At 67.1% G+C, this 12,779-nt stretch carries 15 protein-coding genes; 6 read left to right on the forward strand and 9 right to left on the reverse strand.

Going from position 1 to position 12,779, the window contains the following annotated elements:
• Nucleotides 1-416 precede the first annotated feature (416 nt).
• Complete coding sequence (locus ACPV3N_RS07380) at nucleotides 417-803, forward strand: hypothetical protein (RefSeq protein ID WP_440116197.1); 387 nt, start codon at nucleotides 417-419, stop codon at nucleotides 801-803.
• Between the two features lie 61 nt (nucleotides 804-864).
• Nucleotides 865-1,566 (forward strand): tRNA (guanine(46)-N(7))-methyltransferase TrmB, encoded by a 702-nt coding sequence (trmB, locus tag ACPV3N_RS07385; protein ID WP_440116199.1) that lies wholly within the window; start codon nucleotides 865-867, stop codon nucleotides 1,564-1,566.
• Here the strand turns inward: trmB and ACPV3N_RS07390 are convergent.
• Together ACPV3N_RS07390 and ACPV3N_RS07395 are read right to left on the reverse strand one after the other, a co-directional pair.
• Nucleotides 1,563-1,946, reverse strand: coding sequence for a hypothetical protein (locus ACPV3N_RS07390; protein ID WP_440116201.1), 384 nt, complete (start codon nucleotides 1,944-1,946; stop codon nucleotides 1,563-1,565). The two genes, trmB and ACPV3N_RS07390, sit on opposite strands and share 4 nt — an antisense overlap.
• Nucleotides 1,947-2,017: 71 nt before the next feature.
• Complete coding sequence (locus ACPV3N_RS07395) at nucleotides 2,018-4,279, reverse strand: NADP-dependent malic enzyme (protein ID WP_440116203.1); 2,262 nt, start codon at nucleotides 4,277-4,279, stop codon at nucleotides 2,018-2,020.
• A 140-nt stretch (nucleotides 4,280-4,419) separates the two neighbouring features.
• On the opposite strand from ACPV3N_RS07395, the gene mutS reads away from it, so the two are divergent.
• The 3 genes from mutS to ACPV3N_RS07410 are packed head-to-tail and all read left to right on the forward strand — an operon-like array spanning nucleotide 4,420 to nucleotide 7,813.
• On the forward strand, nucleotides 4,420-7,023 hold the full coding sequence (gene mutS / locus ACPV3N_RS07400; protein WP_440117476.1) for a DNA mismatch repair protein MutS: 2,604 nt from the start codon (nucleotides 4,420-4,422) through the stop codon (nucleotides 7,021-7,023).
• Between the two features lie 3 nt (nucleotides 7,024-7,026).
• Nucleotides 7,027-7,410, forward strand: coding sequence for a hypothetical protein (locus ACPV3N_RS07405; protein WP_440116205.1), 384 nt, complete (start codon nucleotides 7,027-7,029; stop codon nucleotides 7,408-7,410).
• On the forward strand, nucleotides 7,385-7,813 hold the full coding sequence (locus tag ACPV3N_RS07410) for a YidH family protein (RefSeq protein WP_440116207.1): 429 nt from the start codon (nucleotides 7,385-7,387) through the stop codon (nucleotides 7,811-7,813). The genes ACPV3N_RS07405 and ACPV3N_RS07410 overlap by 26 nt, the downstream gene beginning before the upstream one ends.
• Before the next feature lie 7 nt (nucleotides 7,814-7,820).
• Here the strand turns inward: ACPV3N_RS07410 and ACPV3N_RS07415 are convergent, their stop codons facing one another.
• Genes ACPV3N_RS07415 through gluQRS form a run of 5 tightly spaced genes read right to left on the reverse strand, consistent with a single transcriptional unit; the run spans nucleotide 7,821 to nucleotide 10,798 of the window.
• Nucleotides 7,821-8,141 carry a hypothetical protein gene (locus ACPV3N_RS07415; RefSeq protein ID WP_440116209.1) on the reverse strand — a complete coding sequence of 107 codons (321 nt, stop codon included), beginning with the start codon at nucleotides 8,139-8,141 and terminating at the stop codon, nucleotides 7,821-7,823.
• Between the two features lie 56 nt (nucleotides 8,142-8,197).
• Nucleotides 8,198-9,067, reverse strand: a complete 870-nt coding sequence (locus ACPV3N_RS07420; RefSeq protein ID WP_440116211.1) for a 3-hydroxyacyl-CoA dehydrogenase family protein — start codon at nucleotides 9,065-9,067, stop codon at nucleotides 8,198-8,200.
• Between the two features lie 56 nt (nucleotides 9,068-9,123).
• On the reverse strand, nucleotides 9,124-9,705 hold the full coding sequence (locus ACPV3N_RS07425; protein ID WP_440116213.1) for a cob(I)yrinic acid a,c-diamide adenosyltransferase: 582 nt from the start codon (nucleotides 9,703-9,705) through the stop codon (nucleotides 9,124-9,126).
• A gap of 28 nt (nucleotides 9,706-9,733) precedes the next feature.
• Entirely contained in the window at nucleotides 9,734-9,961 is a 228-nt protein-coding gene (locus ACPV3N_RS07430; RefSeq protein WP_440116215.1) for a hypothetical protein, read from the reverse strand.
• Between the two features lie 9 nt (nucleotides 9,962-9,970).
• Nucleotides 9,971-10,798, reverse strand: a complete 828-nt coding sequence (gene gluQRS, locus ACPV3N_RS07435; RefSeq protein WP_440116217.1) for a tRNA glutamyl-Q(34) synthetase GluQRS — start codon at nucleotides 10,796-10,798, stop codon at nucleotides 9,971-9,973.
• A 121-nt stretch (nucleotides 10,799-10,919) separates the two neighbouring features.
• Here gluQRS and ACPV3N_RS07440 point away from each other — a divergent pair, with 121 nt between their 5' ends.
• On the forward strand, nucleotides 10,920-11,507 hold the full coding sequence (locus ACPV3N_RS07440; protein WP_440117478.1) for an HNH endonuclease: 588 nt from the start codon (nucleotides 10,920-10,922) through the stop codon (nucleotides 11,505-11,507).
• On the opposite strand, the gene ACPV3N_RS07445 is transcribed toward ACPV3N_RS07440, so the two are convergent.
• Both ACPV3N_RS07445 and ACPV3N_RS07450 read right to left on the reverse strand, forming a co-directional pair.
• Entirely contained in the window at nucleotides 11,504-12,292 is a 789-nt protein-coding gene (locus ACPV3N_RS07445; protein ID WP_440116219.1) for a tryptophan 2,3-dioxygenase, read from the reverse strand. The two genes, ACPV3N_RS07440 and ACPV3N_RS07445, sit on opposite strands and share 4 nt — an antisense overlap.
• Nucleotides 12,293-12,328: 36 nt before the next feature.
• Nucleotides 12,329-12,775, reverse strand: coding sequence for a DUF4112 domain-containing protein (locus ACPV3N_RS07450; protein ID WP_440116221.1), 447 nt, complete (start codon nucleotides 12,773-12,775; stop codon nucleotides 12,329-12,331).
• Nucleotides 12,776-12,779 lie beyond the last annotated feature (4 nt).

Below are 12,779 nucleotides of genomic sequence, written 5' to 3' on the forward strand. Positions count from 1 at the left end.
CAGGCGGCGGACTTGTCGTGGCGACTGCTCTCCCGGCCCATGCGCCCGTGGCCCCCGTCCCGGCACCGCCATCGCTGTCGTGGGTGTCCCCTGTCGAAGCCGTCGCTCCCACGATTGCGACCGTCCCATCAGCTCCGGTCGCGCAGGAATCCCCAGCCCGGATCGCGTCTCAACCGGCTCCAAGTCATCCTGCGGCCGATCCCGTGGAGATAGCGGCCTTTCGAGAGCTTCAGCCGCCGCTCCATCCCTTCATTCCCGGTGCGGTGGAGGTGATGCTAGAGAACCTGCCCGCATACGCCGCCCCTCCTTCCGGCGCACCTGAATCAGCAGCTCCGACTGCACTAGCGCATCACGATGCCGCCGAAAGGGCCACCCGCGTTGCGCAGATCTCGGTGCCGTCGCAAAGCCGTGAATCGATGCCGCAGGTCTCCGCCGGGTGGACGAGACAGCCAGACAGCTTGGCCGATGCCACTGCGGCGATGCAGGTGGCCTTGCCGCCGCCGCCGGTGTTCACGGACGAGGAGCGCGCCAGCCTGCTTGCCGGCGCACCCGAGAGCATGGTCGTGCGCATCGATGGACTGCCCGTGGGCGCGGTCGCGGTCGCGCTCACCGACACTCGCGCGCTCGCGGTGCAGCTGGGTGATCTGCTCGACCTCGTCGCGGAGCGCATGCCGCCAGAGCAGTACGAGGCGCTGCGGCGGTCGTCGGCCGCGGCCTCGTTCGTCACGCTCGACCAGCTGCGCGATTCGGGGATCGCGGTCCGGTACGACGCGGCTTACGACGAATTGCGGATGAGCGTCTGACCGCCGGAGTGGAGCGGACAGGTCTGGACCGCCCGGCTCGAGTGCGGCTAGGCGCGGCCGCATGACCGCACACAAGGAAGGCGACCCGACGACGCTCAACCGGCTCTACGGCCGCAGCCAGGGCAAGCCGCTGCGCGCCGGACAGCAGGCCCTCGTCGATGGCCTGCTGCCGCAGCTGGCCCCGCCCGCCGTCGGACCGGTGACATCGCGCACTCTCTTCGGCGACGAGCGCCCGCTCCATTTCGAGATCGGGTTCGGGGGCGGCGAACACCTCGCCTACCGCGCCGATCTCCTGCCCGACCACGGGTTCCTCGGAGCCGAGCCGTTCCTCAACGGCGTTGCCCAGGCACTGACCCACGTGCGCGACGAAAACCTGGCCAACGTGCGCATCCATCACGGCGACGCGCTGGAGGTCCTGCGGCGGATCCCCGACAGCTCGCTGGCGATGGTCTACCTGCTCCATCCCGACCCGTGGCCGAAGGCGCGCCATGCCAAGCGGCGGATGATGAACGATGGCCCCGTCAGGATGATCGCCGACAAGCTGAAACCCGGCGGCGAATTCCGTTTCGGCACCGACCACGCGGTCTACCTGCGACACGCGCTGATGGTGATGAGGCGCTTCACCGACGAATTCGAATGGGTTGTCGAGGAGAAGGCCAGTTGGCAGGACCGGCCCTCCGGGTGGCCGGAGACACGCTATGAACACAAGGCGCGCACCGTGTTCGGGCACGAGGTGTGGTACTTCCGATTCCGGCGTCGCTAGCCGGCGGGGGGAATTTCCAGCCGGCGCAACGGGTTCCCGCGAGCGGCGGGTGGCGGCACCGCGCTCGCCCGCGCCTCGTCAAGATCGCGCTCCGACAGCGGCGTTTCGAACGCGACTCCCGCGCTGCCGCGCTTGAGCCAGCGGAGCCGGCCAGCGATGGGTCCGACCGTCCCGAGCCAGAGCGTCACTTGCTCGTTCTTCGTCACGGCGATCAGGATCCCGCGAATACGGCACCCCCGCGCGTCGAGATCCAGCACCGCCACGGATTCGATTTCGCGTTCACCGATCCGGCACCGCGCGTCGAGCGAGACGACATCGCGTTCGCCCGTGCGCGGGCCGGTATATCTGGTAGCCAGCTTCGGCCTTTTTGCGATCCCCATGCCACGACGCCTGAAGCGCGCGGCTTAGGATCGACTGAAGGCGATGGGTTAACGCCGCGTCAGCGCCCCGGTTATCCGACGATTCCGGCCGCGGCGAGTACGGCCAGGGTCAGGACTTCGGGTGCCGTGGCGGTCATCGGCGCGATCTGGACGGGTTTTTCCATGCCGACCATCATCGGTCCTATCGTGCTTGCCCCCGCGAGTTCGCGCAGCAGCTTGGCCGACAGGTTCGCCGATTGCAGCCCGGGCATGACCAGCACGTTGGCGGGACCGGATAGCCGGTTGAACGGATAGAGCTCCATGACCTTCGGGTTGAGCGCGGCATCGGGGGCCATCTCGCCCTCGTACTCGAAGGCGGGCTGCTGGGCATCGAGGATGGCCACCGCTTCGCGGATGTTGCCGAGCCACTGGCCCGGCGGGTTGCCGAAGGTCGAATAGGACAGGAATGCGACCCGCGGTTCGTGCCCGAGCCGCTTCGCGACCGCTGCGGTCTCGGTCGCGATGTGCGCCAGTTGCGCGGAGGTGGGCCGCTCGTTGATCGTCGTGTCGGCAAGGAACACGGTGTAGTTCTTGCCGATCAGCAGGTGGATGCCGAACGGAAGCGCGTCCTTTTTGGCGTCGAGCACGAGATTCACCTCGCGCGCGGTCTGGGCGAACGTGCGGGTGAGGCCCGAGATCATCGCGTCGCCATGACCGAGCGCCACGAGCAGGGCGGCAAAGACATTGCGTTCCTGATTCACCATGCGCCGCACATCGCGCATTGTGCGCCCGCGCCGCTTGAGCCGGTCATAGAGGAACTCGACCATCTGCGGGACCAGCTTGCTGTCGGCCGAGTTCTGGATCTCGAAACCGCCCGGATCGCTCGCGCCGAGCATGTGCAGCTTGTCGACGATCGCCTTGGTCCGACCAACTAGGATCGGCGTACCGTAACCGAAATCGCGGAACTGGATCGCCGCGCGCAGGACGACATCCTCCTCCGCCTCGGCGAAGACGACCCGCTTCGGGTTGGCCTTTGCATCCTCGTAGACGCGCGTGAGGACCGACGTGGTAGGATTGAGCCGGGCCTTGAGGCTGAGCCGGTAGGCGTCGAAATCGTCGATGGGTGCGCGGGCGACGCCCGAATCCATTGCCGCCTTGGCGACTGCGCTGGAAACGACTTCCATCAGCCGCGGGTCGAAGGGCGCGGGAATGATGTAATCGGTGCCGAACTTGTGGTTCACGCCGTAGGCTGCGGCGACCTCGTCGGGCACCCGCTCCCGCGCCAGGCTCGCGATGGCCTGCGCCGCGGCGACCTTCATCTCCTCGTTGATGGCGGTCGCCTGGACGTCGAGCGCGCCGCGGAAGATGAACGGGAAGCCGAGCACGTTGTTGACCTGGTTGGGATAATCGGAGCGGCCGGTTGCGACGATCGCATCGGGCCGCACCGCCTTGGCATCCTCGGGCCGGATCTCTGGATCGGGGTTAGCCATCGCGAATATGATCGGACTCGGCGCCATCTTCTCCACCCATTCGGGCTTGAGCGCACCCTTGGCCGACAGGCCGAGGAAGATGTCCGCGCCCACCAACGCCTCTTCGAGGCTGCGCGCGTCGGTTTCGACCGCGTGCGCGCTCTTCCACTGGTCCACGCCTTCTCGGCCCGGATAGATCGGGCCGCTGCGGTCGCACACGATGACGTGATCGTGCGGCACGCCGACCGATTTGATCAGCGCCGTGCACGCGAGCGCGGACGCGCCCGCGCCGTTCACCACCATGCGCACGTCCTTGAGATCGCGGCCGGTCAGGTGGCAGGCGTTGATAAGCCCCGCGGCGGCGATGATCGCCGTCCCGTGCTGGTCATCGTGCATGACCGGAATGTTCATCCGCTCGCGCAGGGCCTGCTCGATGACGAAGCATTCGGGCGCGGCGATATCTTCGAGGTTGATGCCCCCGAAGCTCGGTTCCATCAACGCGACCGCCTCGATGAACTTGTCGGGGTCCTCGGTGTCGAGTTCGATGTCGATCGAATCGACGTCGGCGAACCGCTTGAACAGCACCGCCTTGCCTTCCATCACCGGCTTCGAGGCGAGCGCGCCGAGGTTGCCCATCCCAAGGATCGCGGTGCCGTTCGAGATCACCGCGACGAGGTTCGAGCGCGCGGTGTAGCGCGCCGCGTTGGCAGGATCGTCGGCGATCGCCTGGACCGGGGCGGCGACCCCGGGCGAATAGGCAAGGCTGAGATCGCGCTGCGTCGCCATGGGCTTGGAGGCGACGATCTCGATCTTTCCCGGCCGAATCGTCTCGTGATAGAACAGCGCCTCGCGCTCGGTGAATGCGGTGGGCTTCTCGTCGGCCAATGGGGCCCCCTCTCTTGCAATGACCCCCGTCGCCCTAACGGAAGTTGGACGAGCGCAACAGGGGAAAGGCGCTCGCTGTGCCGTTCCGAATCGACCTGCCAGCGGCTACCCCCCTCGCCGTGGCGGGAAGTGCGACTCCGATGATGGCCCAGTACCTCGCGCTCAAGCGCCAGGCCGAGGGCTGCCTGCTGTTCTACCGGATGGGCGATTTCTTCGAGCTGTTCTTCGAGGACGCGAGGATCGCGGCGCGAGTACTCGACATCGCGCTGACCAGCCGGGGCGAGCACGACGGCGCGCCGATCCCGATGTGCGGGGTCCCCGTGCATTCTGCCGAAGGGTATCTCGCCCGGTTGATCAAGGCCGGGCACCGCGTGGCCATCGCCGAGCAGACGGAGAGCCCCGACCAGGCCAAGGCCCGTGCGAAACGCGAAGGCACGCCCTCCTCGAAGGCGCTGGTCGCGCGCGCGATCGTACGGTTCGTCACCGCGGGCACCCTGACAGAAGAAGCCTTGCTCGAACCGCGCCGGGCGAATGTGCTGGCCGCAGTGTGCGAGGTGCGCGGCACCTGCGGGATTGCCGCGACGGATGTTTCGACCGGACGGATGACGCTCGAGGATTGCGCGCCCGCGGATCTGGCGGCGGCCCTTGCGAGGCTTTCCCCGAGCGAGGTCGTCGTCCCTGAAGGATGGGAGAATGCCCCCGAGGAAGCGGCAGCGCGGCCCCGTAACGACTTCGGCAGCGAGACAGGTGCCGAACGCTTGTGCCGGATCCACGGTGTCGCAACCCTCGACGGCTTCGGCCAGTTCACCCGCGCCATGCTCGGCGCGGCGGGCGGCCTTCTCGCCTACCTCGACCACGTGGGGCGCGGCACCTTGCCGTTCCTGCTTCCGCCCAAGGCGGTGGACACCGCCCGCACTCTCGCCATGGACGCCTCCACCCGCGCAAGCCTCGAGATCGTCGAAGCCAGCCGCGGAGGACGCGCGGGCAGTCTGCTCGACGCCGTCGACAGATGCGCGACGGGAGCCGGCGCGCGCCAGCTTGCCGAGGACCTTTCGGCTCCGCTGACCGATCGTGCGGACATCGAGGCGCGCCTCGCGCTGGTCGATTGGCTCCACGCAGACCCCCTCCTGCGGGCCGATATACGCACGGCGTTGCGTGCATTGCCTGACCTCGGCCGCGCGATAGGCCGCGTCGTCGCCGGGCGAGGCAGCCCCCGCGATCTCGGCCAGCTGCGCGACGGACTGGCAGGAGCCCGGCGGTTGCGCGATCACCTCGCTTCCCAGGCCGACCGTCCCTCGCTGCTCGACCGCATTCTCCCCGATCTCGGCGGGCACGGCGCGCTGACCGATCATTTGTCGCGGGCCCTCGTTCCGTCTCCGCCGACCGAGCGTGGCCAGGGGGGCTACATCGCCGATGCCTACGACGCGGCGCTCGACGAACTGCGCGCGACCGCCGGAAACGCGCGCCGCGCCATCGCCGCGCTCGAGGCAAAATATCGGGCCGAGACCGGCATTGCCGCGCTCAAGATCAAGCATAACGGCGTGCTGGGCTATTTCATCGAGGTGCCCGCGAAACACGCCGACGCCTTGATGGCGCCGGACAGCGGCTTTGCCCATCGCCAAACAATGGCCGGCGCGGTGCGTTTCAATTCGGTCCGCCTGCACGAGGAAGCGGGCCGCATCGCCGAGGCAGGCGGTCATGCGCTCGCCGCCGAAGAGACGCATTTTGAGGACCTCGTCGAACGCGCCGTAACCGCGCGAGAAGGCATCGCACGGACGGCTGCCGCGCTTGCCCGGATCGACGTTTCGGCCAGTCACGCGGAGCGCGCGGCCGAGGGTGACTGGGTTCGACCGGAGATTGTCGACGAGCCGGTGCTGCGGATCGCGGCCGGTCGGCACCCGGTGGTCGAAGCTGCGCTTGCAGCGGGCGGGGAGCGTTTCGTCGCCAACGATTGCACGCTCGGTCCCGACGACCGGCTGTGGTTGATCGGTGGCCCGAACATGGGCGGCAAATCGACGTTTCTGCGCCAGAACGCGCTGATCCTGCTGCTCGCACAGGCCGGCGCATTCGTGCCTGCGGCTTCGGCAACGTGCGGCCTCGCCGACCGGGTCTTCAGCCGCGTGGGCGCCAGCGACCAGCTTGCGCGCGGGCGTTCGACGTTCATGGTCGAGATGGTCGAAACCGCGGCCATCCTGTCACAGGCGACCGAGCGCAGCTTTGTCATCCTCGATGAAGTGGGGCGTGGCACCTCGACCTACGACGGGCTGGCGCTGGCCTGGGCCGTGGCCGAAGCCGTGCACACCACGAACCGAAGCCGCTGCCTGTTCGCCACGCATTATCACGAGCTCGCCCGGCTCGCGGAAAGCTGCGACGCCCTTACGCTGCATCACGTCCGCGCACGGGAGTGGAAGGGCGATCTCGTTCTTCTTCACGAACTGGCCGAAGGTCCGGCAGACCGGTCCTACGGTCTTGCCGTCGCGCGGCTCGCGGGCGTGCCGCCGCATGTCGTCACGCGGGCAAAGACGGTACTGGACCGGCTGGAGAAGGGACGCGCGGAAACAGGGGGGCTGGCGGTGGGCCTTGGCGACCTGCCGCTATTCGCCGCAGCTGCGCACGCGGAGGAAGAGGCCTGCGATTCGCTTCGTGAGACCCTGCGCGACCTCGACGTGGACGCGCTGACCCCGCGAGAGGCGCTCGATCTGCTCTACGCTCTCAAGCGCGAAGCCGGCGAAAGCGCTCCTTAACCGTTGACGGGTTACGCTCGCGCCATGCGCGGGTACATGTTTCGCAGCCGCTGGTCGGCCCTGCTTTTCGTGGGCCTGGTCCTGTTTGGCGTCGCGAATCTTGTCGGCACCGAGGAAGACGGCGGGGCAATCGACGCGGCACGCGCACAATTTTCCGGCCAGCACGACCAGGCCGAGGCGTTTACCCAGTACAGTCCCGCCGGCCAGCAAACGGACGACGTGACGCTGCAATTCGCACAGGACGAGGAACTTATCGACCCCGCGACGGGCTATGATCCAACGCCCGTCGATGACTTCGCGGTCGCGCAAGAGGTCTCCCGAGAGGTTGTTCCCGGCGCTCAGGTCGTTATCGTTGCGCCCGATGGCGGACGACAACCGGGACAGTAACGAACTCGCCGAAGAGCGCACCGAGCTCGCCGAAGACCGCAACATCATGGCGATGGAGCGGACCTTCGCGGGCTGGATGCGGACCGCATTCGCGGCAATTGGCATCGGCCTAGCCTTTCGCGCGGTATTCGGCGAATTCGACCCGCCGTGGCTCGCCCGCGCGATTGCCACGCTGTTCATCGGTGCCGGAGCCGCGCTCGCGTGGTCGGCGCAGCGGCGCACGTGCGCGACGCTGGCACGCCTTAATCCGCATACGCTCGAGACCCCCGCAGCACCCAATTTCCGGCTGCTCGCCTATGCCGTGATGCTGGGGTCGGCCCTTCTGATTGCCGGGCTGTGGATCCTGAATGACGGAGACCTCGGCACCGGAGACGCCGACAAGTCAGCGTTCCCCGGCGCGTAAGCCGCCTTCAGGCGCCGTCCGATGGAAGATCGGGGTCGACCTTGTTGTCCTTGCCGTACTTGTCCTCGTTGTCGTCGAGATTGGGTTCGCCGCGATAGGCGCCCATGTCGATCCGGCCGGAACTTTCCATGTCGCGCATGTGGTCGACCAGGTCGGGGCTCTCGGTCGTATCGTGCTTCACGCTCGAGGTGGGATCGCCCTTGCGAAGGTCCTGCGCCTGTTCGGCGACGGTCTGCGCCTGACTGCGCTCGTCGTCCTGTTCGTCGTTATGGGTCTCGGGAGCGAGCGCGTCGCGGGTCCCGGCGTCGTCATGGTCGGTGGTGTTCATCGGGCCTGTCTCCTTTGCGCTATCAACCGTTTGCGCCTCGGCCCTGTTCCCGACGGTCAGCGCGTGGGCACCGTCGCCTCGCCGGAATAATCGTAGAACCCCCGGCCTGTCTTGCGGCCGAGCCACCCCGCCTCGACATACTGGACCAACAAGGGCGCAGGGCGAAACTTGGGATCGCCGGTCGAATTGAACAGGACCCGCACGATCTCGAGACACGTGTCGAGTCCGATGAAATCGGCCAGCTGCAGCGGCCCCATGGGATGATTGAGCCCGAGCCGACATGCGGCGTCGATGTCGGCAACCGTCGCCGTGCCTTCGCCCAGCGCGAATACCGCCTCGTTGAGCATCGGCATGAGAACCCGGTTGACGACAAAACCCGGCGCATCGCGCACCTCCACGACGTGCTTGCCCAGGCTTTCACCGAGCGCTTTCGTGCGCGCGAGAGTCTCGTCGGACGTGGCCAGACCCGCAATCACCTCAACAAGGCCCATGACCGGCACCGGGTTGAAGAAGTGCAGCCCGATGAATCGCGCCGGATCCGGCGTCCATGCCGCCATCCGGGTGATCGGGATCGAACTGGTGTTCGAGGCAAGGATGGCACCGGCATCCAGCACCGCGCCAGCACTTTCGAAGATCGCTTTCTTGATCGCCTCGCTCTCGGTGGCTGCCTCGATGATGAAGACCGCGTCGGCCATCGGCGCAAGCGATGCGACCGGCTCGATCCGGGCCATCGCGCTGTCAGCGGCTGTCGCCTCGAGCTTGCCCTTGTCGACCAGCCGGGCGATTCCCTTGCCGATCCCGGCCTTGCCCTTCTCGGCCGCCGCGATGTCGATGTCGGAAAGCAGGACCCGATACCCCGCTTGCGCGAGAGTCTGCGCTATTCCCCCGCCCATCTGTCCCGCGCCAATGACCCCGATCGTGTCCATCGCCAGCTTCCTTCGCAATTGCAGCGAAGCGCGTTAGCGAGCGGAGGAAGGATTGGCTAGCGGCTGGCGCCGGGCGTCCAGGTTACGTCCGAGCGCCCTTCGTCATTGAGCAGGCGGGCGAGCTGGAAGAGGTAATCGGACAGCCGGTTCACGTAAGCCAGCGCGGCGAGATTGACCGGATCGTGACTGGCGAGCGCGGTCATGGCCCGCTCCGCCCGCCGGACCGCAGCGCGGGCGAGATGAACGCGTGCAGCTCCTTCGGTTCCGCCGGGCAGGACAAAGCTCTTGAGCGGCATCAACCGCTCCCCCGCAGCATCGATCTGCCCTTCGAGCCATTCGACCTGCGCCGGGATCATCCGCAGGACCATTTCCGACGGCGCGAAGTCCTCCCCGCCGATGCCGCCCAGCGGGGTCGCGAGGTCGGCACCGAGGTCGAACATGTCGTTCTGGATCCGGGCGAGGGCGGTCCATTCGTCGCCTTCGAGAACGACAGCCGCGAACCCGATAGCAGAGTTTGCCTCGTCGACCGCGCCGATCGCCTCGATCCGGGCAGAGTGCTTGGGACAGCGCGAACCGTCGACGAGGCCGGTGGTGCCGTCGTCGCCCGTCCGGGTATAGATCCTGTTGAGCTTGACCAAGCGGCCGTGTCCGAACCCGGTATCGCGCTCAGCGCGTCGCCATCAGGATCACGGCGACCACCACGATCGCCAGCGCCTGGTACTTGATGCGGTTGAACATCATCCGGTTCTGCAGGAGCTGCATCTCGTGCTGGCGTTCCGAGCCTGCGTCGATGTCCGCGCGGTGCGACTGGAGAAAGGCGACGATGCCCCGCACGAGCGAATAGACGACGAGCGCCATGAGGACGACGAGGACGATGACGAGGAGGGTGGTCATGGCACCAATCTAGGATGTCGCGAGCGAAATGCCAGCAGGGAAGCGTTTCGCGCGCAGCCTTTCGGCAAGGGCAGCGCCGTCCCTTCCGGCCAGTCGCAGATCGCGCAGTGCGGGAGAGCCGCGCCGCTTGGCGAGTTTCCGCCCGTCGGGTTCGACCAGCAGCGCGTGATGATGCCAGCGCGGCACCGGCAGGCCGAGCAACTCCTGCAGCAGCCGGTGGACATGGGTGGCGGCCAACAGGTCCTGCCCTCGCGTGACCAGCGTCACGCCGTCCGCCGCGTCGTCAAGCGTTACGGCAAGGTGATAGCTGGCGGGCGCGTCCTTGCGCACGAGGACCGGGTCGCCCGCAAGGTCGGGCCGCGCCCGCTGCACGCCCGCCAGGTCGTCAGCCCACTCGATCGGACCGGTCAACTCGAGCGCCTTGCCGACGTCAAGCCGCCACGCCGCATCGCCTGGTCGGGCATCCTTGCCCCGGCAGGTGCCCGGGTAGACCGGACCCTCCGGTCCGCTGGCCTTTGCCGCGGCGGCGATTTCGGCGCGCGTGCAAGTGCATGCATAGAGCAATCCCGCCGCACGCAACCGCTCGGCGGCATCCTCGTACGACGCGAGCCGCGCGGACTGCCGGGCGACCTCGGTCCAGTCCAGGCCAAGCCATACGAGGTCGGCGCGGAACTCGTCCGCTAGCTCCGGCCGGGACCGCGCGCCGTCTATGTCCTCGATCCGCAACAGGAACCGCCCGCCACGTTCGCGGGCGAGATCGTGCGCAATTATCGCCGAGAACGCGTGACCGAGATGAAGCGACCCGTTGGGACTCGGGGCGAAGCGCGTGACTTCCATGGACCCGCCCTAGCCGCAAACGGCTGTGGATTCAGCCGGTGTCATCAACTTGACTAAGGAATCGGCAAATGGTCCTTGTCGGTATCGGGAGGCAGGCGGACAGGTGTTCAGGGCCGAACTGATCGAGCGCGCAGCGCATTTCCGGCGGGCCGAGGACGACCCGGCGCGGGCGCTCGAAAGTTGCCCGGCCCTTGTGCTGAACGCCGATTACACCCCGCTGTCGTACTATCCGCTCAGCCTGTGGCCCTGGCAGACCGCGATAAAGGCGGTGTTCCTCGAACGTGTCGACATCGTCGCGAGCTACGAACGCTGCGTCCATTCGCCCAGCCTCGACATGCAGATTCCGAGCGTGATCGCGCTGAGGCAATACGTTCGCCCGAGCGAGTTTCCGGCCTTCACGCGGTTCAACCTGTTCCTGCGCGACCGGTTCGCCTGCCAGTACTGCGGCAGCGAGAAGGACCTGACCTTCGACCACGTGATCCCGCGCCGCCTCGGCGGACGCACGACATGGGAAAACATCGCGACCGCCTGCGCGCCGTGCAACATGAAAAAGGGCGGGCGAACGCCGCAGCAGGCGCACATGAACATCGTGCGCCCGATCCGCCCGACGAGCTGGCAGCTGCACCAGCACGGCAAGGCGTTTCCGCCCAACTACCTCCACGAAACGTGGCGCGACTGGCTCTACTGGGACATCGAACTGGAAGCCTAGATCGCCGTACGGACGCTCAGCAATTCGGGGAAGAACACCTGCTTGAGCACGCCTTCGAGGTAAGCCACTCCCGCCGTCCCGCCGGTCCCGCGCTTGAAACCGATGATGCGCTCCACCGTCTTCAGGTGGCCGAAGCGCCAGCGCTGGAAGTGGTACTCGAGGTCGACGAGCTTTTCTGCCAGCTCGTATAGGTCCCAGTGCCCCTCGGGATCGCGGTAGATCTCGGCCCATGCGGCCTCGACCCCGGCCGACGGGATCCAGCCGCCACAGGGGTCGCGTTCGAGGACTTCGCGCGGAATGGCGAAGCCACGCCGTGCCAACAGCCGCACCGCCTCGTCGTAGAGGCTCGGCCGGGAAAGCTCGGCGCGCAATTCGGCGGCCACCTCGGGTGTCGCCTCGTGCATCGTCACCATGTCCGGGTTTCGTCCGCCGAGGAGGAATTCCATCAGCCGGTACTGCGCACTCTGGAATCCGCTCGAACTGGCGAGGTGCGGGCGGACTTGCGAATAATCCGCCGGGGTCATCGTGCTCAGCACTTCCCACGAATGGATCAGCTGCCCCTGCGCGCGCGCCACTCGGGCAAGCATCTTGAAGGCGGGCCTGAGATCGTCGACCCTGATCTCGTCGCGCGCGGCGAACAGTTCGTGCAGGCAGAGCTTGAGCCACAGCTCGCTCGCCTGGTGGACGATGATGAACAGCATCTCGTCGTGCGCGCCCGAGGCCGGGTGCTGCGCGGAGAGAATCCTGTCGAGATCGAGATAGGATGAATAGGTGACGTCGGCCATGGCGCGACGCCTACGCCAAAGCGGTAGCGAGTGAAACTACCCCTCGATCGTTCGGCTGGCCGGATGGTGCTTGTCGAGGTGTCGCTTGACGATCTTGAGATTGCGGGTGTTCGAGCGGAAGACGAGGTCGAACGCATCGCCCACGAGCGGCACGGCCCCCAGCGCCGTGTCGAACGCGATATTCCCCGTCATGCGCCAGAGCTTCCACCTGGGCAGGCCGAGGTTCCTGGCTTCCCAGACGATGTACATCCCCATCGCCGCGGTGACGAAATCGCCGACGACCGGGATCAATCCCGCAATCGAATCGAGCCCGATCCGGTAATTGATACCGGGAATGGTGAAGCTGTTCTCGAGCAGTTGCTCCATCGCCTCGATCCTGCGACGAACCGAAAGCGGATCGGTGCCGAGCGGCAGTTCGGCCCGCATCGCGCCAGGTCGCACCGGATCGGCGCGGTCGGACCGGGCGGGACGGGTCGGCTCCATCGAT

The organism is Tsuneonella sediminis (assembly GCF_051912845.1).
Taxonomy (GTDB): domain Bacteria; phylum Pseudomonadota; class Alphaproteobacteria; order Sphingomonadales; family Sphingomonadaceae; genus Tsuneonella; species Tsuneonella sediminis.

Excerpts from the sequence above, each read along its gene's own strand:
- ACPV3N_RS07380 (WP_440116197.1), top strand. The coding sequence starts at position 417 with ATGCCGCAGGTCTCCGCCGGGTGGACGAGACAGCCAGACAGCTTGGCC.
- trmB (WP_440116199.1), top strand. The coding sequence starts at position 865 with ATGACCGCACACAAGGAAGGCGACCCGACGACGCTCAACCGGCTCTAC.
- ACPV3N_RS07390 (WP_440116201.1), bottom strand. The coding sequence starts at position 1,946 with ATGGGGATCGCAAAAAGGCCGAAGCTGGCTACCAGATATACCGGCCCG.
- mutS (WP_440117476.1), top strand. The coding sequence starts at position 4,420 with ATGATGGCCCAGTACCTCGCGCTCAAGCGCCAGGCCGAGGGCTGCCTG.
- ACPV3N_RS07410 (WP_440116207.1), top strand. The coding sequence starts at position 7,385 with ATGGCGGACGACAACCGGGACAGTAACGAACTCGCCGAAGAGCGCACC.
- ACPV3N_RS07415 (WP_440116209.1), bottom strand. The coding sequence starts at position 8,141 with ATGAACACCACCGACCATGACGACGCCGGGACCCGCGACGCGCTCGCT.
- ACPV3N_RS07420 (WP_440116211.1), bottom strand. The coding sequence starts at position 9,067 with ATGGACACGATCGGGGTCATTGGCGCGGGACAGATGGGCGGGGGAATA.
- ACPV3N_RS07430 (WP_440116215.1), bottom strand. The coding sequence starts at position 9,961 with ATGACCACCCTCCTCGTCATCGTCCTCGTCGTCCTCATGGCGCTCGTC.
- gluQRS (WP_440116217.1), bottom strand. The coding sequence starts at position 10,798 with ATGGAAGTCACGCGCTTCGCCCCGAGTCCCAACGGGTCGCTTCATCTC.
- ACPV3N_RS07445 (WP_440116219.1), bottom strand. The coding sequence starts at position 12,292 with ATGGCCGACGTCACCTATTCATCCTATCTCGATCTCGACAGGATTCTC.
- ACPV3N_RS07450 (WP_440116221.1), bottom strand. The coding sequence starts at position 12,775 with ATGGAGCCGACCCGTCCCGCCCGGTCCGACCGCGCCGATCCGGTGCGA.